The sequence below is a fragment of the Desulfomicrobium macestii genome (assembly GCF_014873765.1).
Classification (GTDB): Bacteria; Desulfobacterota; Desulfovibrionia; order Desulfovibrionales; family Desulfomicrobiaceae; genus Desulfomicrobium; species Desulfomicrobium macestii.
This window is the reverse complement of sequence record NZ_JADBGG010000012.1, coordinates 1-23,324: the sequence shown is the minus strand read 5'-3', so window position 1 is coordinate 23,324 and position 23,324 is coordinate 1. Positions and strand designations below refer to the sequence as shown.

Genomic DNA, 23,324 nt, shown 5'->3' with positions numbered 1-23,324 from the left:
CATGTTCAGACAACTGAAGAAATGCTCAGCCCAAAGCGGCGGTCAAGAGTCCCTGTCATCCGGATGAGCTGATTTTCCGGCCTCATCACCACCCGTGACTTCGGCAAAAACACAGGCAAATTGATTGCGCGCCGGTCTGAAGGCGGTGACCTGAAAACTCTTGCCGAGTTGCGAGGAATGTTTTTCAAACCTTGTGGGCTTGCCGCTCAACGCCACCTCTCCAAAAGATTCGATCCAGAACTTTTCCGTGTCCGGCATGACTTCAAGAACCGTCTTGCCCAAGATCTGTTCGCTTTTAAGGCCCGTCATCCTCTCGAAAGCCGGATTGACGGCCAGGAAGCGGTAATCAACGGGCTTGCCGCTTTCGTCGCAGATGATTTCATGCAACGAAAATCCGTTGAACATTTCCCGGAAAAGGGCCTGATAGTCCTGCTCCGTCTGACGTTTCTCGGTTATGTCCTCGAATGTCGCATAGACCTGCGTAGGCATGCTCGCGCCGGATTGGAACAGGGGGATGGCTGTTATGGAGAGCCAGATGTAGGCGTTCTTTTCGGGGTGAAAAACCCCGCGCACCACCGGCCCTTCCCTGTGTCCTGTGCGAAGGGCGATCATGGCCGGATGGTGCTCTCCGGACACGCTGGAGCCGTCCTCGCGGATCATCTTCCAGCGCGGGTCCATGGTTGTCTTGCCCATTATCTGATCCAGGGAGAGGCCAAGTATGCGAGCCGCCGCGTTGTTGGCGGAGATAATGGAACCATCGGCCTCATGGTAGACCACGCCAAGCGGGAGGGTTTCAAAGAGGGCCCGGAATTCTTCCTCACTCGCGCGCAGGGCTTCCTCCCCGAGCTTGATGCGGGTGATGTCCACAAAGGAGACCAGGGTGCCAGAGAAAACCTTTGGCCCCACGGAGTAAGGAATTACCCGCATCAGATACCAGCGGCCATCCTTGGCGCGAACCTCGTGCTCGGCCATTCTGCCTGCCTTGTGCACCGTCTCGATGATCCGGACCGGATCGATATTTTCCAGCTGATGCGAAATGTCCGACAGGGACCGCCCCACATCCGAGGCGAGCACCTTGAACACATCGGCGACCTTGGGCGAAAAGCGCCTGATCTCCATGTTCTCGTCCAGCAGAAGCTGCCCGATCTGGCTGACGTTCAGGAGGTTGTCCACGTCATTGTGCAGCTCGCTCAGTTCCACGATCTTGGACTGATATTCGGAGTTGACGGAGTAAAGCTCCTCATTGGTGGATTGCAACTCTTCGTTGGTCGATTGCAGCTCCTCGTTACTGGCCAGAAGCTCTTCGTTGGTGGCCTGCAATTCCTCGTTGGCTGTTTCCAGCTCCTCCACCGTGGCTTGCAGATTCTCGCGGGTGAACTGCAGTTCCTGCTCCAGGTCGGTGATCCGCTGCTCGGCCTCAAGAGACAGGTCGTAGGCCTGGATGCCCTGGGTCTTGTCCAGAATGTCGGGCCTTTCGACCTCTTCCAGAAAGACGGCCACCAGGGGCTCCTGACCTTTCTTGCGGGGCAGGGGCAAAATTCGCAGGTCCACGATCTTGAGCGTTTCCATGTCGCGCAGCTTTATGTTGGAAAAACGAAGCGCCTCGTTCTTGCGGAAAACCTTCTGAATGCCAGTGGAAAGGGGAATGGCCAGATCCTTGGCAGCCATCTTGGAAATGTCCCGCGAAAGCTTGCCGGAGGGCAGCTTGAAATACCCTTGTGTATCCCCGAAGATGTGCAGCACTTCCATTTGCTCGTTGACGACAACCGCCAGCGGAAAATTGTCCGCGCTCAGGGCTTCCAGGAAACGCTCCAGAATGCGCTCGTCGCCGACGTGAAGATCCCTGCGCGCCACCGGAAAACGGGTTTCCAGCTCGCGGTAGGTCGAATTCGGTGCCTGGGGCAGTTCGCGGGCATCGATGCTGTGCTTGAAGCGTCCCCTGGTGCGGTAGATCTTGTTTTTGTGATCGAGGCTCTCGAAGCAATCGCCCATCTCGCCGATGGTCTCGCTGGTGCCGAGCAGCAGAACGCCCTGGGCATTGAGCGAAAAATTGAAAAACTCAAGCACCTTGCGCTGCAAGACAGGCTGGAGATAAATGAGCAGGTTGCGGCAGGAGACGAGGTCGATATTGGTGAACGGCGGATCCTTTATAAGGTTGTGCTGCGCAAAGACGACCATCTCGCGGATGTTGCGCGAAATCTGGTAGCTGTCCTGCTTGCGGTAGAAATACTTGCTCAGCAGTTCCTGGGGCACATCGGCGGCGATGCTGTCGGGGTAGACACCGTTGGCGGCGAACAGGACGGCGTCGCGGTCGATGTCCGTGGCGAAGATTTTCAGGTCGCGGTTGATTCCCGATTGCAGCATGTACTCCTTGGCCAGGATGGCCAGGGTGTAGGCCTCTTCGCCCGTGGAACACCCGGCGATCCAGAACCGGCTCTCCTTTCCGGAGGCGCGGTCCAGAATATCGGGCAGCCAGTTCTCTTTGAGCAGATCAAACACCTCACGATCGCGAAAGAATCTGGTCACGCCGATCAGAAACTCGCGAAAGAGCGTACCCGCCTCGCCGGGATAATTCTGCATGAAGGCCACGTAATCGCGAATCTCGTCGATGCGATTGATGGACATGCGGCGTTCGATGCGCCGGGTCACGGTGCTGGGCTTGTAATAGGTGAAGTCCGCCTTGAACTTGTCGCGCAGGATGGCGAAGATGCGGGTCAGGGCGTCCTCGTCGCTGATGACGGTCTCCGAGCGCTCGGCTTTTATGACGAAGGGATGCTTGGCATAGGACAGCAGTCGTTCGGGCATTTCCTCGGGCGGCAGGATGAAGTCCACAAGGCCCGTGGAGATGGAGGCCCGGGGCATGCTGTCGAATTTTGCCGTGCTTTCGCTCTGGACCATGACCATGCCGCCGAATTCCTTGATTGCCCGGACCCCGCGCATGCCGTCGCTGCCCGATCCCGAGAGGATGACCGCCACGGCCTTGTCCCCCTGATCCTCGGCCAGGGAGCGCAGGAAAATGTCGATGGGCAGATTGATGGTGCCTTTGACGTGCTCCTGATCGTTCAGGAGCAGCTTGCCGTGAAATATGGTCAGGTTCTTCTTGGGCGGGATCAGATAGACGTTATCCGGCATGACGGGCATGCCCTCTTCGGCCCGGTGCACCTTCATCCTGGTTTTCTTGGACAGGATCTCGACCATCAGGCTCTTGTAGTCAGGGGAAAGGTGCTGGATGACGATGAAGGCCATGCCGCTGTCCGAGGCCATGCCCGTAAAAAAGGCCTCGATGGCCTCAAGGCCCCCCGCCGAGGCTCCCACCGCCACATACAGCGATGGCCTGATCACGGGCCGCATGGCAGAGGAATTGGCTGATGCGGGCATTTTCGGCTTGGGGGAATATTTTCTGGGCATCAAGTGACCTCGTGCAAAAGATTATACGATGGGCTTCAAGGAAGCCGGATAAACGGTAGTGCTAAAGATTTTCCAAGGAACGCAACGCGCCCATGCGAGCATGCTTGTCGATCATCCCATCCAGATTCTCGCGGCTGAACGGTTTGCAGAGATAATCGTCCATGCCCGAATCAAGAAACTTCTCCCTGTCACCGGCCATGGCGTAGGCGGTCAGGGCGATGATGGGAATGTCCTTGCGCAAGGCCAGTTCGGGCTCACCGCGAATGGCCCGGGTGGCTTCAAGGCCGCCCATGACGGGCATCTGGATGTCCATGAAGACAATGTCGAAGTCCCCCTCGCGCAGGCGTTCCAGAGCCTGGCTGCCATTTTCGGCCAGGGTCACCGCATGTCCTGACTTTTCCAGCAATTTGCGGGTGGTGATCTGATTGGACAAATCGTCTTCCACCAGCAGGACGTGCAAACCCGTGCAGACTTTTACGGGCGGTTCAACGCGCACCTTTGCGCAGGCGCCTCTGTTCATGGGTCTAAACGGCAGGACCACATGCACCTCGGTGCCCTCGCCGAGAACGCTTTCAAGGTATATGTGCCCACGCATGAGCTCGACCAGCCTGCGCACGATGGCCAGCCCCAACCCCGCGCCCTGATACTTGCGGGTGTAGGAGCCTTCGACCTGGGCAAAAGGCCTGAACAGGTATTCGAGCTTGTCCTCCGGGATGCCGATTCCCGTATCGAAAACGGAAAAAAGAAGCCGCTGCTCGTCATCACGTAAGGAAGCAAGCGGGACCATCTCCAATCGGACCTTGCCCTGATCGGTGAACTTCAGAGAGTTGCCGACCAGATTGAAAAGAATCTGGCGCAGTCTGGCCACGCCGCCGACCAATACCGGCGGCAGCGCGGGATCGATGACATACTCAAGCGAAACATTTTTCTCGGCGGCGTTGACGGCAAAAAGTTCGGTCACGGAATCACACAGCTCGCGCAGGCTGAAATCCTCCTCGACGACCTCCATCTTGCCCGCCTCGATCTTGGAGATGTCGAGCAGATCGGTCAGCAGTCGTGCCAGGCGGTCCGAGGATCTGATAGCCATGGAAACGAACTCGCGCTGCTCGTCGTCCAGGCGCGTGGTCTGCAAAAGCTGCATGAGTCCCATGATGCCGTTGAGCGGAGTGCGGATCTCGTGGCTCATGTTGGCCAGAAATTCGCTCTTGGCCTTGTTCGCGGTTTCGGCGGCATCCTTGGCCCTGATCAGTTCCATCTCGGCCTGTTTGCGGGCCGTATCGTCCCTGAACTCGACGCTGCGGACCGATTTTCCCTTGTAGGGGATGTTTCTGGCCTCAAGGCGTAACGGATATTCCTCGCCGTTTTTACGCACGCCGTATGCGTCGTACGGCTCTTCATAACCGGTCAGGATGTTCGCCATGACCAGCGCCCGTGACCTTTCGGCGATAAGATTGAGACCGTCCATGCCGATCAGTTCGTCCACGCGGTAGCCGGTGATGTCTGACAAACCCTGATTGCAATCGAGAATGATGCCCTTGTCGTGGATTGTAATACCTCCGAAAGAGGCATTGTGCAGGGCTTTGAAGCGCGCCTCGCTCTCAAGGAGCGACTCCTCGGTGCGTTTCCGATCCGTGATGTCGCGGTAAATGGCGTAGGCGCCGATGATGTTATCATCGAAGAGAATGGGATAGCCTATGAGGACTACATCGAGGGGGGTGCCGTCTTTTTTGCAGCGTACCGTTTCCGTCTCGATGATTTCGCCTTTTTTGAAAACACGATCCGAATATTTTCCCGCTTCGTCATGATGGCTCCCCCGGCAAATCAGATCGTTTATCTGCCTGCCCTGAGCCTCTTCCCAAGCGTAACCGTACAGATTGACGAAGGATTTGTTGATCTGCAGAACGCTGCCTTCGTTATCGACAATGGCGATGGCCTCCGGAGAACTCTCGAACAGATGCTCCAGCATTACCTTTTGTTTTTGCAGGGCCGCTTCTGATTGCTTGCGTGCTGTGATGTCCGTCGTGAATCCCTGATAATGGGAGACCTGGCCCTGGGCGTTGCGCACGGTCCTGGCGGTTCTGGATGCCCAGACAAGGGAACCGTCCCGGCGCCTGAACCTGCTTTCGAAGTTGACGACTTCGCCATGAAGCTCAAGCAGGCGCTTGAACTCCTCCCTTTCGGCCGGGTCGACGTAAAGCTGCGACGCGATGTCGGTAATCGAGGCCAGGACATCCTCGGGCGATTCGTAACCAAACATCCTGGCCCAGGCCGGATTTACGAAGAGGTAGCGGCCCTCCGGGGTGGACGAGAACACACCGATGGGGGCGCTCACCAGAAGATCGTCCACATCCTGCAAGCCGTGGAGCTGCGAGACTTGGCGAGAAGTCGGATCAAGAGCCATGGAAGGCTCCGCAAAGCTGCGACATCACCATCATGGGCTCCAAATATTAGAAGTTTTTCGGCAAAAAACAGAGAATGGTTCCAAACACGCCTCGCTGTAAAAAAATGAACCTGCGACAAGAACCCCAGATAGAAATCACTGATGGCCGCTTTCTTGTCCTACCCCTCGACTCCAAGCTCGAATGACGACACTGCAAAAGTCACACGAGAACCTGAGTGCCATTCGCCTCAAAGAGGAAAATCCATTCTTTTCAAAGAGTTAAAAAGACTTGGCTCCCTTTGTTCAAGGGAATGACGACTTTTTGCAGTGACGTCTTGAATAACGATGTCAAACAGACGAACAGCATGATTTAAAACCGAAAAACGCCTATGACTATTTTATAGTAGCCGACTTTTTGCGGGCAAGCATTTTATGTATGACATTTTTTCCCAGGATGCTCGGGAAGTCAAAACATTTATCCTAGAGAACTTTTTTCAGGGCCATTTCTTCAGGACAAATTAGCGTTGCTCTCAGAAAAACCTCAATAGCAACTTTTGATAACCCAAAAATTCATCCACGGCAGTGTCATACATTATATGTAGGACAAAAAAAATGCGCATTATCATCGCCCTGCATCGTCTCGGAACCATGACTCTCGTGTCGCCAATTTCCGGATCAGGCCCGGCAAGTCGATTCGGACCTGTGGAACCCGGCGAAGTTGCGCAGTTTCAGGCAGGCGATGATCCTTGAAATTCGGCTGCTTCTCGACTACGTTGCCTCACCTTCACATTTCAAGCAGTTGGAAACAATTTTGTACACGGATCTCCTGCAGTATATTTTCAGCGGCCTGACGGGCGGAGCCATCTATGCGCTCATTGCGCTGGGCTTCTGCGTGGTCAGCAACACCATGGGCATCGTCAACTTCATCCAGGTCGATTTCGTCACCCTGGGCGGAATGTTCATGTTCTCGGCGCTCTTCGCCCTCGGCCTGCCGACCGTCCCGGCGCTCGTCCTGGCAGTCTGTCTGGTGGCCCTTGTGGCGATGGTCGTCGAACGGGTGGGATTGCGTCCGGCCAGATCGGACAACCATCTGGTGCTCATCTTTTTGACCGTGGGTCTGTCCATCATCCTGCGCGGCATCATAAAGATCGTATGGGGCAAGAACCGCATGGCGCTCCCCCCGCTGACCCCGGACGTCCCGGTCCAGATCCTGGGCGCGAGCGTGCTGCCGCAGGCCTTGTGGATTCTGGGCCTGACCGTCGTGGCCATCGCCATTCTGACGTGGTTCTTCCACAAGACGTCGTTGGGCCTGTGCATGCGCGCCGTGGCCTCCAATCCTACGGCCGCGGCCGTGGTCGGCATAGCCTCGGGCCGCATCCGCCTGACCAGCTACGCCATCGCCGGGGCCCTGGGCGGCCTGGCCGGAGTGCTGGTCACGCCCATAACCACCCTCAATTACGACGTGGGGGTGCTGCTGGGCCTCAAGGGCTTCGCCGCCGCCATTCTCGGCGGCTTCGGCTCCTTCCCCGGAGCCATCCTCGGCGGCCTGGGCCTTGGACTGCTGGAATCCCTCTCGGCGGGCTATCTTTCCAGCGCCTACAAGGATGTCGTCGCCTTCGTGGTCCTGCTCCTGGTCCTCTTCGTCCGCCCCAAGGGTTTTTTGGGGAAATAGTTTTTTTTCCAATTCGTGGCGCATGTCCAAGGCTTGCCGGGATGGGTTTTCCGGTGGCCGACTGTCTGACCGAGCCAGGCATCGTTCGTTGAACCGTTGCCGAGCGAACTGCACCAATTTCAGGCCCTGCACGCAACGGTTGAACGTTACGAGGCCCGCGAGGGAGTTTCGGCCGCCGGAAAACCCATCCCGGCAAGCCGCTCACCATCAGCTCTATACTTCGGACTTTACCCCCGGCCAAATCGATTATACTTTCCCGGCCCAGACGACACCATTCTTCAAGGACGCTCATGACCGGCAGACAAAACCTTCTCTACTTCCTCTCCCTGCACCGGACAGGCCTATTCGCAACCCTCATGGCCGCGGCTCTGATCCTCTTCCCCTACATCGAGGACAACCCCTACACCCTGGGCCTGACCAATCTCATCGCCATCAACGCCATCATCGTGCTGGGCCTGAACCTGTTCATCGGCTATGCCGGACAGATCTCCCTTGGGCATGCCGCGTTCTTCGGTCTTGGCGCCTACGGTTCGGCCATCGCCACCGTCACCTTCGGCCTGCCCCCCTGGCCGTCCATGTTTCTGGTCGCGGCGCTGGTGGGCCTTGTCGCCCTGGCCGTGGGCATCCCTGTCCTGCGCCTCTCCGGCCACTATCTGGCCATGGCCACCCTCGGACTGAACTACGTCGTGCACACCGTCCTGTTGCAGTGGGACGAGGTCACCGGCGGACCCAGCGGATTCGCCGGCATCCCCAGCCTGTCCGTGGCCGACGTGGTCTTCGATGACCCGGTCAGCCTGCACTATCTGCTGTGGGGCTTCACCATGGTCTGCCTGCTGCTGTGCCTCAATCTGGTGCGCAGCGGCGTGGGGCGGGGCCTGGCCGCCCTGGCCGGAGACGAGACGGCGGCGGCCAGCCTGGGCGTCGACACCCGCTCCGCCAAGGTCAAGGTCTTTGTGCTCTCGGCCGTGCTCGCATCCCTGGCCGGAAGCCTCTTCGCGCACTGCTATTCCTACGTGAGCCCGGACACCTTCGGCATCTTCACCTCCACGGACATGGTCATCATGGTCGTAGTCGGCGGGATGGGCTCCATTTGGGGTTCGGTTTTCGGCGCGGCCTTTTTGACCTTGCTGCCGGAATGGATGGAGATCTTCGACACCTACAAGGACTTCGTGCACGGCGGCATTCTCGTGCTGGTGCTCATGTTTTTGCCCCAGGGCCTGATCACGGGCCTGACTGACATGATCCGGGTGCGGATGGCCCTGTGGAGGCGCGACCATGCTGCGGCTTGACGGTTTGAACAAATTTTTCGGAGGGCTGCCCGCCCTGCAGGACGTGTGCATGAGCGTGCCCGCCGGACAGCTGACCGCGCTCATCGGTCCCAACGGCGCGGGCAAGAGCACGCTCATCAACTGCATGACCGGCGTGCTCTCCCCCACGAGCGGGTCCATCCGCTTCATGGATCAGGAAATCGCGGGGCTTCCGGCGCACCGCATCACGCGCCTGGGCATTCATCGCACCTTCCAGAACCTGCGTCTTTTTCCGCGTCTTTCGGTGCTGGACAACGTGCTGACCGGCCTGACCCGAGAAGGGGGTGAGTCCATGTTCATGGCCATGCTGCGCCTGCCCTATCTGCGACACCGCGAGCGTCGGCTGCGGCTCAGGGCCCTTGAGGCGATGGACCAGTTCGGACTGGCCGACAAGGCCGGCTGGCCTGCCGGAGTGCTTGCCTACGGCGACAAGAAGCGGGTCGAACTGGCCCGGGCCATTGTAGGCAGGCCTAAGCTGCTGCTCCTGGACGAGCCCGTGGCCGGGCTCAACGCCGAGGAAACCGCTGCCGTGGGCGAGCAGCTTCGAAACCTGCGCCGCGCGGGCCACACCATTTTACTGGTCGAACACGACATGGATCTGGTCATGAACATAGCCGATCTGGTGGTGGTCCTGGACAGCGGATGCTGCATCGCCACGGGCACGGCCGACGAAGTCCGCCGCAATCCGCTGGTGCTTGAAGCCTATCTTGGAAGAATGGAGGCCACGGCCTGATGCTGACCATAAAGAATCTGACGGCGCACTACGGCGCGGCCCAGGCCCTGTTTGGCATCGACATGGAGGTCGCGGCCGGTCAGACCGTGGCCCTGGTCGGGGCCAACGGAGCGGGCAAGAGCACCCTGCTCAAATGCGTGATGGGTCTGGTGAGGCCCACGGGCGGAGAGATCCTCCTCGACGGCAAGACCGTGACCGGCTCAAGCCCGGCGCGCATGGTCCGCCACGGTCTGGCCCTGTCCCCCGAAGGGCGCGAAGTGTTCGCCCAGCTCTCGGTGCTTGAAAACCTGCAACTCGGAGCCATCCCCCTGAATCTGGCCAGGGCCGAGGAAACCAGGCGTATGGAAGAGATTTTCGCCCGTTTTCCAAAGCTCAAGGAGCGGCGGCAACAGCTTGCTGGAACCCTGTCCGGCGGCGAACAGCAGATGCTGGCCATGGGCCGGGCGCTGATGGCCGCGCCGCGCCTGCTGCTTCTGGACGAGCCGAGTCTGGGCCTGGCCCCGCTCATCACCGACGAAATTTTTTCCATCATCCACCAGCTGGCCCGCGCGGGCACGACCATCTTCATTGTCGAACAGAACGCCGCCCGCGCCCTGTCCGCCTCCGACACGGCCTATCTTCTGGCCGGGGGCAGCATTGTCGAGCAGGGCAAGAGTCGCGACCTGCTCCTGGACCCGTCCCTGCGCGCCGCCTTCCTGGGCGCGGCCAGTCACGACAACCCTTCCGCCAGCCGCCTGGGTGCGGCCGGGCTGACCAATATCCGTCTGGAGAAACCTCCCATGCACAAAAACTTCATGCCCTCCTTCAACTCTACGGACGAACTCAAGGCCCATCAGCTCAAGGGCCTCAAATGGACGGTGCGCCATGCCTTCGAAGGCTCTCCGGCCTACCGCGCCAAGCTTGAGGCGGCCGGGATCACGCCCGATTCGATCCAGAGCCTCGACGACCTGCAGCGCCTGCCCTTCACGACCACCGACGATCTGCGCGACGGCTATCCCTTCCCGCTCAAAAGCGTGCCCTTCGAGCAGCTTGTGCGCGTGCATGCCAGTTCCGGGACCACGGGCAAGCGCAAGGTACTCTGCTACACGCAAAAGGATCTGGACGACTGGACCGACATGTTCGCCCGCTGCTACCAGAGCGCGGGAGTCAATACCCTGGACCGGGTCCAGATCGCCGTAGGCTACGGAGTCTGGACGGCGGGCATGGGCTTTCAACTCGGCTGCGAGAAGGTCGGTGCCATGGCCGTGCCGGTAGGGCCCGGCAACATCGACATGCACATCCAGTTCCTGCTCGACTTTCAGTCCACGGTCTTCTGCTCCACGGCATCCATGGCGCTGCTCATGGCCGAGGAGATCCACAAGCGCGGCATCGCGGACAGGATCGCGGTCAGGAAGATCATCTACGGCTCCGAGCGCTCCAGCCGCTCCATGCGCAAGAAGATCTCCGAACTCTTCGGCGGGGCCGAGCTTTTCGACATCACCGGCCTGACCGAGCTCTACGGGCCGGGCGCGGGCATCGAATGCTCCGATCACGACTGCATCCATTACTGGAGCGACTACTACCTGATGGAGATCCTCGACCCTGAAACGCTAAGGCCCCTGCCCGACGGCGAATGGGGCGAGATGGTCATCACCACCCTGTGCAAGGAGGGCGCGCCGCTCATCCGCTACCGCACCCGCGACATCACGCGCATCATCCCCGAGCCGTGCACCTGCGGCAGCATCATGCCACGGCATTCGCGCATCAAGGGCCGCTCCGACGACACCATCAAGTTCAGGGGCGTGAACATCTACCCCAGCTCCATCGACACAATCCTTTCGGGGGTGCCCGGCCTTGGTTCCGAATACCAGATCCACCTGACCCGAGACGACGGGGGCCGCGACAGTCTGCGCCTTGTGATCGAGCGCGCCGAGGGCGTCCCCGCGGGCCGCGGACCGGAACTGGCGCATGAGGCTGGACATCAGATAAAGAAACAGCTCATGGTCACGGTGGACCTGGAGCTGGTGGACTACGGCAGCCTGCCCCGCTCGGAACGCAAGAGCCAACGGGTTTTCGACAGCCGGATTCAGGACGAGATCGTTTGATTTCAGCAGGTCGCTCAAAAAACAGCGGCCTGCGGATTTTGAATATTTCAACAGTCAGCCAAGACCGGGCCATCACGGCATCAATCAATCTGAAGAGGAGAAAATGACATGCGCAAGATTTTCGGTTTTCTGAGCTGTCTCATGCTGCTGGCTTCCCCGGCCCTGGCCGAGGACACCATCAAGCTGGGCGCTTTTTTCGACCTGTCGGGTCGGGCGTCGTTCATAGGCACACCCAGCAAGCTGGTCGCCGAGATGCTGGTCGACAAGATCAACGCCGAGGGCGGGGTCGGCGGCAAGCAGATCGAGCTGATCATCGCCGACACCGAGGGAGATCCGGCCAAATCCGCCAATATCGCCACCAAGTTCATCTACAAGGACAAGGTCGTGGCTCTGGTCGGACCGACCCTGACCGACACGGGCATGAACGTGAAGAAAATCATCCACTCCGCCAAGATCCCCATCGTCATGACCGTCGGTGGTGATCCGGTCATCATGGGCGGCAAGTTCGGCCCCTTCGACTGGGTCTTCAAATCGCCCCAGCGTTCCAAGATCGCGGTTGAGCGCCTCTTCACCTATCTCAAAGACAAGGGTCTGACCAAGATCGCCCTGCTCTCGGCTGACGACGGCTTCGGAAAGGACGGCATGCGCTGGATGGAGCAGCTTGCCCCGGAATTCGGCATCGAGATCCTCATCAAGGAATCCTTCGGCGCCCGCGACACCGACATGACTGCCCAGCTGACCAAGGCCAAGAACGCAGGCCCCCTGGCCCTCGTGGTCTGGACCACCGGCCCGGCCGGCGCCATCAGCGCCAAGAACGTGGCTCAGCTTGGCATCGACCTGCCCCTCTTCCAGTGCCACGGCCTGCCCGATCCCAAGTACATCGAGCTGGCCGGGCCCGCGAGCGAAGGCAACCGCATGCCCGCCACCAAGCTCATGGTCGTGGACGAGCTGCCGGACACGGATCCGCAGAAGGCCGGTATCCAGGAATTCGTGAAGCTGTACATTGAGAAGGGCTACGACAAACAGTTCCCCATCAACACCCACTCGGGCTACGCTTGGGACGCCATCATGCTCATCGCCAAGGGCATCGAAAAGGCCGGCACCGAACCCGAAGCCCTGCGCGCAGCCATCGAGAGCACTCAGAATTATGTCGGCATCTCGGGCATCTACAACCTGACCCCCGAGGATCACAACGGCCTGGACGTGGACTCCATGGTCATGGTCCAGGTCAGGGACGGCAAGTTCGTCCTGGCGGATTGATGCGGATGGGCTAAAAGGCATCCTGCCGAAGAGAAGGCGCGGTTGAAAGGCATGGATCCCCGCCTTCGCGGGGATGACATCGTTGTTTCGCGTTCAACGTGCGAAACGTGAACAGCCGTTCCAAGGTCTCACAAAAGGCAGGGGCCCCGCTGATCCTGATGGACCCTGTTTCGCGGGATGATGCACAGGCGGAGCGCCCCGCATCAGCGTCATTCCCGCGAAGGCGGGAATCCATGCCTTTCTGACTTCACACCACGGCCCATCATCGGCACGGCCTCCCGCAGGCACATGAAGCCTCCTCTTTCCAGGGGAGGCTTTTTTCGGCCTAGTAATAATACCAGATGCTCGAATACTCCGCCGGATCCTCACCGATGGCAGCCAGACGCTCCAGATATGTAAGAATCGGCACGTCTTGCCCGATGTAGGAGTCGCGTTCGACGATGTTCTTCTCCCAGGGGTGGAACTCGTAGACCCGCGAGCCGTCCGGGAGAATGGAAACCACGTCGCGGTTCTGGGCCGCGCGCAGATGGTTCTTGCCCAGACCCGGCACGTTGTACACGGGCGCGTCGGTGCGACGCATGCCGGGCAAGAGCCGTGCCTCCTCCTGCTGTTCCTGCATGATGCGCGCGATGGGCACGCGGTATTCGTCCATCTCCTCCTTGGCCTTGGGCGCGAAGGTGTAATAGGGCTCCACCCCGCATTTGCGCAGCAGTCGCCGCAGGGCCGCGGATTCGAAGCGCCTGGAGACGTAAAACGTGAAGACGAGCTGGTTGTAGACGCTCAGTCCCCTTCGCCTGAGGCGATCCACGGCCGCCACGAACTCGGGCGTGACCTCGGAGACGTGCTCCACATGGGTCACCAGGCAGACCTCGCGCACACCGGGCTCGCGGAAGGAGCCGAGCATACGGGCCAGAGCGGAAGTGATGCGCATGGGCAGGGTCACGGGCGTACGCGTGCCGATACGGATGAGCTCCACATGCGGGATGTCGGCGACCCCCCTCATGATACGCTCCAGGGGACCGTCGCCCATGGCCAGGGGATCTCCGCCCGTGACCAGTACTTCCTTGATGGCCGGATGCTCCCTGATCCAGCCCAGGGCCTTTTCCAGATCCGCCCTGGAGGCCATGGCACCGGGAGCCATGGCCCGTTCGATCTCCCAGTTGCGCTGGCAGTACACGCAGATCTGTGGACAGGTGTTGAAGGGCTTCAGTATGGCTATGGCCGGATAGCGGCGCGTGACGAGATCCACGGGGGAGGTGTCGGCCTCGCGCATGAAATCGAAGGCCTCGGCGCGCCTGTCACCGTGAAAGGCCATGCAGTCCACATAGGAAACGGGAGGGATGACTTGGGCGCGCACGGCCCGATCGCGTCCGGATTCGGGATCATCGTCCATGAGGGAGGCGTAATAGGGCGTGATGCCGAAGGGCTGTCCGGAGCCCACCGCCCGCTCAACGGCCGCGCGCTCGTGTTCCCGCAGGGTCACTGCCGCCGCCAGGCGTTCGGAATCCTCGATGATGGCGCGAACCTGCCAGCGCCAGTCCCCCCACTGCTGATCGGTGGCGCCCAAGGCCTCCTGGACCCGCCTGCGTCGCTGGTCCCGACGTTTCATGGCCTCGGGCTCCAATCCGCTCTGGTAGCGCGCCATGGCCGCCTCGATGCCCTCCCATATTCGATCGAGCTCCCGGGACCTGATCAGAGCCGCCTCGCGGCCGCTGATGTCGCCCAAGGCCGAAGCGTCGAGCCCGATACCTTCGGGAGTCCCGTTCAACCCGTGCAGCAGGTGGGAGAATTCGGCGAAGAAGGCCCGGGACAGATCCGGGCGCGCGATCCCCCGCGAGAGGTCCCAGAGGGCCTGGGTCACGCTGAAGCCGACCCGGGCATCGGAACTCCCGGCCAGAACGGAACGCAGGACCCGGGCACAATCGCGGGCCACGGCCATCTCGAAGCAGGAGTGTTCCGGCTCGTCGAAATGAATCTCGTACTGACGCTCGGTCACGTAGTGGTAAAAAGCCTTGCGCGCGGCATCCAGATCGGCGGCGTTCTGCACGGAAGCGAGGACTCGTCGGTGGTCCTCCCGAAAAACGTCAGCGCACCATCGAGAGCTGTTCATGATCATGTCCACCTCGCAGGTATGTCGGAAACAAACAAACCACGCCTGTTCCGGTGGAGCGGGAGCTTGATGGAACGGCGCGGGGAGTGGCGGGACCGCCGACCCCGGAACGGGGCAGGCAGGGTGTGCCGGCGCGGGAGCCGGACTTCTCCGAAAATTGATCCTGTTTTTTGTCTACACCATCCGGACCATCCGGTCCACCCGCACGGCCTCATGTTTCACCCCCGACACGAAGCGTTGCGCCTCGGGTCCTAAATGGGTAGTTACATGTGACACCCAAACCCTCATGACAGGACGAAAATGAAAGAAATCAGCAAACTGCTTGATAACAACAAGATATGGGCCCAGAATGTCGAAAAGAACATTCCCGGCTTCTTCCGCAAGCTGGAGAACCAGCACAGGCCCAAATTTCTGTGGATAGGCTGTTCCGACAGCCGGGTGCCCGCCGACCAGCTCATCGGGGTCATGCCCGGCGAGGTCTTCGTGCACCGCAACATCTCCAACCAGGTCATAAATACCGACATAAACCTGATGTGCGTCCTGCAATACGCCATCGACGTGCTCAAGGTGAAGCACATCATCGTCTGCGGCCATTACGGCTGCGGCGGCATCGAGGCGGTCATGAAAGACCAGACCCCGGGCCTTTTGGCCCATTGGCTGGAGAACGTGCATGACCTGATGGAACGCAAGGGTCGGCCGAACCTCGACGACATGTGCGAACTCAACGTCAAGCTGCAGATCCGCAACCTGGCCCTGAACAGCATCGTGCGCAAGGCGTGGCAGCGTGGCCGCAACCTCTATCTGCACGGCTGGATCTACTCCGTTTCGAACGGCCTGATCCATGACCTGTGCATCACGCGCGGCCCGGACAGGCAGGAAGAGGAAGGCATTGCAGCCGCATTGCAGCCAAAACTATAGGAAAATACAATGAAAAAAATGATCCTGTTGGCAATTTTCGCCTGCACGGCGCTGCTCGGTTGCATGCATGCGCGCGGAGAGCATTCCAGCCGCGATTCACTTGATTGGGCCGGAATTTACGTTGGCACCCTGCCCTGCGCCGATTGCCCCGGCATCCACACCACCATGACCCTGAACCCGGACCAGACCTATGTACTCGTGACCCGTTACGAGGACAAAAAGGACGGGACCTTTGAACAAAAGGGCGTTTTTTCCTGGAGCCCCGACGGAGCTGCCATCATTCTGGACGACGACAAGTCCCCCGCCTACAAGGTCGGCGAAAACGTCCTGTTCCATCTCGACATGACCGGCGGAGTCATCACCGGCGACCTGGCCGAAAACTACCAGCTGCGCAAGCAGGCCGCCACGGCTTTGGACCTGACGGGAAAATGCATTCTCGATACCCGCTGGAGATTGGTGGAACTCTTTGGGAAGCCCGTGACGGAGAATGAACGTGTTCCGTTCATCCACCTTCATTCCAAGGAGGGACGCATCTCGGGTTTCGGCGGCTGCAACAGCATCAGCGGCCCCTATGAACTGAAGGCCGGCAACCGTATCCGTTTCACGAACCTGGCCAGCACCATGATGGCCTGTCCGGACATGGATATGGAGCAGGAGTTTTTCGAGATGCTGGCCATGACGGACAATTTCGCCTGCGATGGGAAAACTCTTGCCCTGCACAAGGCCCGCATGGCTCCCTTGGCCAGATTCATGGCTGTTCCCTGACACACCGAAGACGCGGGCTCCGCATGGAGCCCCTGGTTTTTAGTGCCGACGCGCCTTTTTGCTTGCCCTGTGCTCACGATCTTCCTATTTGTTCGCCCATGCCAGAAAACAGCCCCGTTCGTTTGAACAAATATATTGCCGATGCCGGCTTGGCCTCCCGCCGTGGAGCCGACGCCCTGATCCAGAGTGGACGAGTCTGCGTGAACGGACTCATCCAGCGCGAACCCGGAACCAGGGTCGTACCCGGCCAGGACACGGTGCTCCTTGACGGAGCCGTGGTCATGGCCAAGCAGGACGCTTCCTGTTCCTACATCATGCTGCACAAGCCCGTGCACACCGTGACCACGGTCAACGATCCCCAGGGCCGCAAGACCGTCGTCGATCTGCTGCCTGAAGAGCTGCGCACGCAGCGGCTCTTTCCCGTGGGACGGCTCGATTACATGTCCGAGGGCCTGCTGCTCCTGACCAATGACGGTGAGGTGACCCTGCGCCTGACACACCCCAGCTACGAGCACGCCAAGAAATACGAGGTCCTGGTGCGCGAGGCGGTGACGGAAAAATCCCTGAACATCATGCGCCAGGGCATGCGTCTGCAGGAAGGGGAACGGCTGGCTCCGGTGGAGGTCGATACGGCCCCCGACGCCAATGGGGCAACGCTCATGCGCATGACCCTGCGCCAGGGAGTAAACCGCCAGATCCGCCGCATGTGCCGCGATCTGGGGCTGACCATCCTGCGCCTGCGCCGCGTCGAACTCGGACCGTTGCACCTGGGGAGCCTTGAACCCGGAAAATGGCGCGCACTGACCGACGCCGAAATCCAGATCCTGAAATCAAGCCGTGGTCTTGGCTGACCCCGGAGACGCATGAATAGCATCGCAAGCAAACCCATTGCCGGATTTTTGTGCTCGGTCCTGCTGTTGTTGCTTCTGGAGGCCGGAGCGGCCCTGCTGCTGGTGAGCGGCGTCAACTCGGCCGAGGAGGCCCCAGCCCTGCCGCGCATGACACTCCTGGGCGACCTGCGCGGAACTTTTACCGATCTTGAGGGAAAAAGCTTTGCCCTCGAAGACTTGCGCGACAAGGTCGTGGTCATCAATCTGTGGGCCACCTGGTGCCCGCCGTGCCGGGCGGAGATGCCTTTTCTGGAGAATCTGTGGAAGAAATTTCAGGACGACGACAGGGTTCAAGTGCTCTGCATCAGCAAGGAAACCCTGGAGGAAGTGCGCCGGGACCCGCTGGCAAAATCCCTGACCATGCCCCTCTACGTCTTCACCTCGTCCGTGCCGCCGGAGCTGGATCCTGAAGGATTGCCGACGACATATATCTTCGACCGCACAGGCCGGGTGGTCTTCGGACATACGGGCATGGCCCAGTGGGATGCGCCTGAGATCGTAACCTATCTGGAAGCCCTGTCCAAAGCGAAGGTCGATTAGGAACGGGTGTGGGCCAAAACCTGACGAAACGATTCCCGGTTGGAATCCCAGTGCAGCTGGGAATCGACATCCCGGGCGTCAAACCAGTAATAACCGATATGTTCCGCGGAGAGGACCACCTGCTCGATCCTGACGCGAGCCAGATAGATGGGCTTGCGCAGCTCGATGCGCGCGTCGGGGATGCAAAAAGAAAATTCCGGAATGACGACTTCAAGCTGCTCCTCGCTCAGCGTGACGCCCGTCTCTTCCAGGACTTCACGCAGACAGGCCTCGACACAGGGTTCGTCAGGGCCACGGCCCCCGGTGACGGGTTGCCAGTATTCGTCGTGGCGATGGGTCACGGGGCAGCGCAGCAACAGAAACCTATCTTCCAGATCATTGTAGAGCCAGCATTCGATACTGTATTTTATCATGGGACAACTCTTTTGCACCACCGCCTGCCCCAGTCAAGCAAAACAAGGCCCGCCTGGCCACAGGAACGCCCATGAGCTTCGCGATCCTGACGGAATATGGCCATGACCATTGCGTCATCGACACGCACAATCTCTTCGTGGGCACCACGTTGGAGGATGAAATCCTGCTCCTCGGAGCGGACGACGGACTGTTTTCCGACATCTCCCGGGAGTGCGCGCTTTTTGGCTTGCAACTGGAGCGCGGCCGCAAGCTTTCGTCCTATTCGGGCGGCGAGCAGAGCATCATCTGCTGCCTGCTGCTCATGCACCTGCTCCCAAAAGAAAGGCTCTCCATCCTGCTGGTCCGTGTGCTTGAGACCCTGTCCCCGCGCAACCGCGAACTGCTTCTGGACAGGTTCGCCGCCCTTATTCCGGACGCCTCGCTATTTTTCCTGACCGAAGAAGGACCCAAACCCGTGGCCGATCATGCTTGAACTTGCCGCCCAGACATATTCCGTCCCGCACGCGGGGCTCAGCTTCATCCTGGACCGCGCGCTTGCGCTGCCGAGGCACAGTTGCCTGTATCTGAGCGGCGACAACGGCGCGGGCAAGAGCACCTTTGTGGAGCATGTCCTCATCCCAAGCCTGCGCGGGAAGCACAGCCTGCTCTATCTGGCCCAGGACATGGATCTGCAGCAAAACACCATCCGCACCACGCTTGCGCTGCTGGGGCACGATGTCCCCGAAACCCTGGCGGACATGGCCGTGGCCTGGGTCAGGACCAGCGGGTGCCGGGAGCTCATCATTCTCGATGAGTTCGATAAATATGTCAGCGATGAGCAAATGCAGGCCCTGAACCTGCCCGGATTCGACTGGGTCGTGCAGGTCTCACATCTGCCGCGTCGCGAGAGATGCGCCGAATTTTCCCACGGCTTCGAACTGCGCTTCGACAGGCAGCAGGGAACGGACGTCAACCTGAGGATCACACAGCTATGGCCACGTTGAAACTGCTCGCCATCTTCGGTCTGCTCGGGGCCTATTTCCGCTTTTTCGTCTTCGGCGCCGGATATGAGCAGGTGGACTTGCAGGCCGGGTTGCTGCTTGCATTCCTGGCTGTCAGCGTCTGGAGGAATGGCCTTAAGGGAACCATGCAGGCCGTGTGGTTCATTCTGCCGTTCGTGCTGTCCCTGATCCTTTTCGGCGCGATTTTTCAGTGGGCCGAGCTGCTCGGCCGCAATGACTGGATTCATGATTCACTCATAAAAGCCGTGGTCTTTCCCAACTCCTTCCTGGCGGTGAAGATCGGCCTTGAAGCCATCACCTTTCGCGACCTCGTCCATCTCCCCCTTGGCGCGGGAGGGCGACGCAACGCCATCGTCTTGAAGGCCGTGATGGAAAAATGTACTCCCCTCTTGCACCGTTACCGCTTTTTCATGGACCTGACCCCGCATTTCGACGGCCGACGCTGGAGCAGGTTCCAGCGGCTCTGCGCGGTCATCGTGGCCGCCTACATCAGCATTTACGACCAGGCCGAAAAGACCCAGGCCCTGTTTGACCACCGCACCAGATACCTGAGGAAAGAGAGATGAAAAACATCAAGATCGCCGCCCTGTCCATCGTGGCCCTGACCTGCCTGACCACCCTCTTCGTGCGCATCCCGCTGCCAAGCCGGGGGTATTTCAACGTGGGAGACGTGGCCGTGGTATTCGGCGGACTGGTCCTTGGTTTCATGAACCCGAGACAGGGCGTGATCTGGGCGCTGGGCGCCTGCGGCATCGGTTCGGCCCTGGCCGACATCCTGGGCGGGTTCGCGGTCTTCGCGCCCCTGACGCTTGTCGCCAAGGGCGCGGAAGGAGCGCTGGCGGCGGTGGCCGCAAGCAGGACCGGAACCGCCCGCTACATCATGCTCGGGCTGGGCGGACTGGCCATGGTCGGAGCCTATTTCATCGGAGAGACGCTGATGCCCAACATTGGCCTGCAGGGCGCGGTGGCGGAGATCCTGCCCAACGTGATCCAGGCCGTGGGCGGCGCGATAGGCGGCGTGTTCGCGGCCACGGCGCTCAGAAAGACGGGAATGATCTGATTCATGTGACTACTCGACAGTGACGTGCCGGGATGAAGCAGGGGCCGGATCGTCATTATCGGGCGAGGATGATTTTCGGTTCTGATCCGACTCAAACTTTGTAATGTACATGACTTCAACTTTTTGTTGAATTCATACAGATTACTCAGCTGCGAAAGCACAGTTTCAAGCGTTTTCATGCAATAACCTTTCGATATCGGCCTGATCCACGATCCCCCCTTTTGATAGGCTCCCGCGCGCCTTCAACTGGTATCCGCGGACGACGATGAAGTTAAGAGATTTTCCCCAGGGGTCCAGGATTTACGCGCCTGTTCTTTTTCGGGCTCGGCGGCCGGCTTTTTCAGGACTGGTTCGGCTGATTCCGCAGCCTCTTCGCTTTCTATCATGCGAACAGGCACCCCGTGAGGGAAGGTGACTTCGCGAGCCTCGTCCGGCAGCAAAACTCCCGATTCCTGAAAAGCCCGTGTGTGTTTTCCGCTCAATCTCCTACTCGTCCTTCGCACTCCCAAGGTCACTGTTCGCCGGCCCGGTAATGACCCTGCCATAGCTGTCGAATTGTGAACCGTGACACGGACAATCCCAGGTTTTCTCCGAAGTGTTCCAACTGACGATACCTCCGAGATGTGGGCACACGGCCGAGCGTTCATGCAGGGTTCCTTCCTCATCACGGTAGACAGCAACCTTCGCAATTCCCCGACGAACGATCGCGCCTTCTCCGGGAGCAATCTCTTCGGGCGAGTCAACGTCACCACCGCTCAAATAGCCCTCGAAATACTGCACGGCGACATTGATATTCTCCCGGGCATATTGAAGAGAAGTGCGCAGAGTGATTCGTGAAGGATCGTAAAGCGACTCCCAAGGGCACGGGTCCCCCACAATCAATTCCGTGACAAGAATTCCGCCAATGGTGCCATGCGTCATGCCCATCCCCGAATCACCCGTTATGATGTAGACGTTTTGGTCTCCGGGGTTGCGCCCGATGAAAGCCAGGCCATCAACAGGCTCCATGACCTGACCTGACCAGCGCATTTCTATATTCTCAATCATCGGGAATCGCTCCCGTGCCCAGCCTTCAAGATTTTCGTAGCGCTGGTCGCCGTCGTCAGCCTGTCCCGATTTGTGATCTTCGCCGCCGACGATCAGAAGATCGTAATCGTCTCCATCCTGGGCTGAAACACTCTGCACCCTGATATAATGATACGGATCGTCCGTATCCCAGTAGAGCGCTCTTGTAACAGATCCACGGGGAATCCTCGCTGCAATAACATATGTTGTATAAGAATACTGCTTGGTGTGAATTGTAACAATATCATTGACTGGAGTATTGGTAGCCATGACAATCGCATCGGCAGTAACAGCGAACCCACTGTCTGTTTCAATCCGCGCTCCATCTTCAATTTTTCCGGCATGCGTCCCAGTGAAGATGCGCCCACCGTTGCGCTCAATAGCGTGCTTTAGCCCTTCCAGATACTTCATGGGATGAAACTGGGCCTGCCTCGGAAAGCACAAGCACATACCGGTGTCGAAGTCATCGATTGGTGCCCGCCCGACGCGGTCAATATCCGTGAGTCCGGCGCGATGTGCTGCGTTAAGTTCACGTTCGAGCACATCTTTAGAGCCATTCGGCGGGACAAAGAGGTAACCATCGAGGCGTTCGAATTCACAGTCAATTCCTTCTTCAACGACAATGGCCTCAATGCAATCGATCGCCGCAGTGTGACTCTCGGCCGCCAATATCGCCCCCTTTTCGCCGTGAAGATGCTCAATCTCGAAGTAGCGATCGTCAATCGCATTGCAAAGATGCACCGTCGTACGCTCCGTCATCCCTCCCCCAATGTGCCCATCATCCAGGACAATCACTGTCCTGCCCGTGCGTGACAGTAAGTATGCGGTCGTCATTCCCGCTATCCCGGCGCCAACAATGCACACATCAGCATGCATATTCTCGCTCAGCGGAGTTGATTCAGGCTCTTGCCCTGTTGCCATCCAGATCGATGTGGTTTGTCCGGAATTGCTGTTCATGGTTTTTATCCCCTTGCCGTTCTGGCCTTTTTCGTTCTTCCGATTGGTTGACCTCCGCCTTGAAGCAAGCAACTATATCATTATTATCGAATATTTTAATTGATCAGTTTTTCCGTAATGACGATATTGATGGCGGCCATATGTGTCATCAGCAAGGGCAAGCGTGGAATTGAGTATATTCTTGCTGCGTGCGCTTAGCCTCTTCCTTACGAATCCAGTGAGCCCAGTTTACCATCACAATGCCCCCAAGGACCAACGCAAAACCAACGTGATGTATCCAGTAAAATTGATTTCCAAGCCAAAAATACGATGCAAGCAGACCACTTAGCGGCATAATTCCCATGAATCCTGACGTAATTCTGACATTAAACGATTTTAAACATAAGAACCATGACATCAGTTTAAACGTCCTGACAGTGCTGCAACCTTTCGCCGAGAGGTTGCATGCACTGTCGGTAAGATGTTCAAGTATTCTTCTTGAAGTACGCCCTCAGATCGGAAATAGTATGCATTCCCCTGAAGATCATTTCACCGTCCACCAGGATATTTGGCGCCCCCTTTATGTTGTGTTTATTCTGGAACTCGACGTCATCTTCCGCGTACCGGATGGAATAGGGAATCCCCAATTATTTCAGCTCCGTCTAAATAATCGAACAATGCTTAAATGTAGTAGTTCATACTTGATCTGACAGTCGCCCTTTTAACGGGGTGCAGGTCTGTCGGATTTAGTTCAAGCCAGCGACCTTTTCCTGCCAGATGC

19 protein-coding genes are annotated in these 23,324 nt (G+C 59.0%); 13 read left to right on the top strand and 6 right to left on the bottom strand.

Annotation, left to right across the window (positions count from 1 at the left end; all coding sequences use genetic code 11):
• Positions 1-42 precede the first annotated feature (42 nt).
• A complete protein-coding gene (locus H4684_RS09295) occupies positions 43-3,408 on the bottom strand; it encodes a chemotaxis protein CheB (protein ID WP_192623524.1) in 3,366 nt (1,121 codons plus the stop codon).
• A gap of 61 nt (positions 3,409-3,469) precedes the next feature.
• Positions 3,470-5,809 carry a PAS domain-containing hybrid sensor histidine kinase/response regulator gene (locus H4684_RS09290; protein WP_192623523.1) on the bottom strand — a complete coding sequence of 780 codons (2,340 nt, stop codon included), beginning with the start codon at positions 5,807-5,809 and terminating at the stop codon, positions 3,470-3,472.
• Between the two features lie 790 nt (positions 5,810-6,599).
• Between H4684_RS09290 and H4684_RS09285 the strand changes: the two genes are divergently transcribed.
• The 5 genes from H4684_RS09285 (at position 6,600) to H4684_RS09265 (ending at position 12,844) form a co-directional block, all read left to right on the top strand.
• Positions 6,600-7,460, top strand: a complete 861-nt coding sequence (locus tag H4684_RS09285; RefSeq protein ID WP_225940346.1) for a branched-chain amino acid ABC transporter permease — start codon at positions 6,600-6,602, stop codon at positions 7,458-7,460.
• 290 nt (positions 7,461-7,750) lie between these two features.
• Positions 7,751-8,749 (top strand): branched-chain amino acid ABC transporter permease, encoded by a 999-nt coding sequence (locus tag H4684_RS09280; protein ID WP_192623522.1) that lies wholly within the window; start codon positions 7,751-7,753, stop codon positions 8,747-8,749.
• Positions 8,736-9,500: an ABC transporter ATP-binding protein gene (locus H4684_RS09275; RefSeq protein ID WP_092191632.1), complete on the top strand. Its 765-nt coding sequence runs from the start codon at positions 8,736-8,738 to the stop codon at positions 9,498-9,500. The genes H4684_RS09280 and H4684_RS09275 overlap by 14 nt, the downstream gene beginning before the upstream one ends.
• Complete coding sequence (locus tag H4684_RS21135) at positions 9,500-11,584, top strand: ATP-binding cassette domain-containing protein (RefSeq protein ID WP_192623521.1); 2,085 nt, start codon at positions 9,500-9,502, stop codon at positions 11,582-11,584. Before H4684_RS09275 ends, H4684_RS21135 begins: the two co-directional genes overlap by 1 nt.
• A 108-nt stretch (positions 11,585-11,692) precedes the next feature.
• A complete protein-coding gene (locus tag H4684_RS09265) occupies positions 11,693-12,844 on the top strand; it encodes an ABC transporter substrate-binding protein (RefSeq protein ID WP_192623520.1) in 1,152 nt (383 codons plus the stop codon).
• Positions 12,845-13,169: 325 nt separating this feature from the next.
• Here H4684_RS09265 and H4684_RS09260 read toward each other — a convergent pair whose 3' ends face one another.
• Complete coding sequence (locus tag H4684_RS09260) at positions 13,170-14,954, bottom strand: KamA family radical SAM protein (RefSeq protein ID WP_192623519.1); 1,785 nt, start codon at positions 14,952-14,954, stop codon at positions 13,170-13,172.
• A 300-nt stretch (positions 14,955-15,254) separates the two neighbouring features.
• Between H4684_RS09260 and H4684_RS09255 the strand changes: the two genes are divergently transcribed.
• From H4684_RS09255 to H4684_RS09240, 4 genes are all read left to right on the top strand, one after another.
• On the top strand, positions 15,255-15,872 hold the full coding sequence (locus H4684_RS09255) for a carbonic anhydrase (protein ID WP_092191624.1): 618 nt from the start codon (positions 15,255-15,257) through the stop codon (positions 15,870-15,872).
• A gap of 9 nt (positions 15,873-15,881) precedes the next feature.
• On the top strand, positions 15,882-16,637 hold the full coding sequence (locus H4684_RS09250; protein WP_192623518.1) for a copper resistance protein NlpE N-terminal domain-containing protein: 756 nt from the start codon (positions 15,882-15,884) through the stop codon (positions 16,635-16,637).
• 98 nt (positions 16,638-16,735) lie between these two features.
• Entirely contained in the window at positions 16,736-17,488 is a 753-nt protein-coding gene (locus H4684_RS09245; RefSeq protein ID WP_192623517.1) for a pseudouridine synthase, read from the top strand.
• 12 nt (positions 17,489-17,500) lie between these two features.
• Complete coding sequence (locus H4684_RS09240; protein ID WP_092191618.1) at positions 17,501-18,067, top strand: TlpA family protein disulfide reductase; 567 nt, start codon at positions 17,501-17,503, stop codon at positions 18,065-18,067.
• Here the strand turns inward: H4684_RS09240 and H4684_RS09235 are convergent.
• Positions 18,064-18,480 carry an NUDIX hydrolase gene (locus tag H4684_RS09235; RefSeq protein ID WP_192623516.1) on the bottom strand — a complete coding sequence of 139 codons (417 nt, stop codon included), beginning with the start codon at positions 18,478-18,480 and terminating at the stop codon, positions 18,064-18,066. The genes H4684_RS09240 and H4684_RS09235 overlap by 4 nt on opposite strands.
• Positions 18,481-18,551: 71 nt before the next feature.
• Here H4684_RS09235 and H4684_RS09230 point away from each other — a divergent pair, with 71 nt between their 5' ends.
• Genes H4684_RS09230 through H4684_RS09215 form a run of 4 tightly spaced genes read left to right on the top strand, consistent with a single transcriptional unit; the run spans position 18,552 to position 20,542 of the window.
• On the top strand, positions 18,552-18,953 hold the full coding sequence (locus H4684_RS09230) for a hypothetical protein (RefSeq protein WP_192623515.1): 402 nt from the start codon (positions 18,552-18,554) through the stop codon (positions 18,951-18,953).
• On the top strand, positions 18,946-19,464 hold the full coding sequence (locus tag H4684_RS09225) for a hypothetical protein (RefSeq protein ID WP_192623514.1): 519 nt from the start codon (positions 18,946-18,948) through the stop codon (positions 19,462-19,464). The genes H4684_RS09230 and H4684_RS09225 overlap by 8 nt, the downstream gene beginning before the upstream one ends.
• Positions 19,452-20,048, top strand: a complete 597-nt coding sequence (locus H4684_RS09220) for a hypothetical protein (RefSeq protein ID WP_192623513.1) — start codon at positions 19,452-19,454, stop codon at positions 20,046-20,048. Before H4684_RS09225 ends, H4684_RS09220 begins: the two co-directional genes overlap by 13 nt.
• A complete protein-coding gene (locus tag H4684_RS09215) occupies positions 20,045-20,542 on the top strand; it encodes an ECF transporter S component (protein ID WP_092191608.1) in 498 nt (165 codons plus the stop codon). The genes H4684_RS09220 and H4684_RS09215 overlap by 4 nt, the downstream gene beginning before the upstream one ends.
• 486 nt (positions 20,543-21,028) lie before the next feature.
• Here the strand turns inward: H4684_RS09215 and H4684_RS09210 are convergent, their stop codons facing one another.
• A complete protein-coding gene (locus H4684_RS09210) occupies positions 21,029-22,564 on the bottom strand; it encodes an FAD-dependent oxidoreductase (RefSeq protein ID WP_192623512.1) in 1,536 nt (511 codons plus the stop codon).
• A 148-nt stretch (positions 22,565-22,712) separates the two neighbouring features.
• Complete coding sequence (locus H4684_RS21240) at positions 22,713-22,961, bottom strand: EamA family transporter (protein ID WP_192623511.1); 249 nt, start codon at positions 22,959-22,961, stop codon at positions 22,713-22,715.
• Positions 22,962-23,324: the final 363 nt, after the last annotated feature.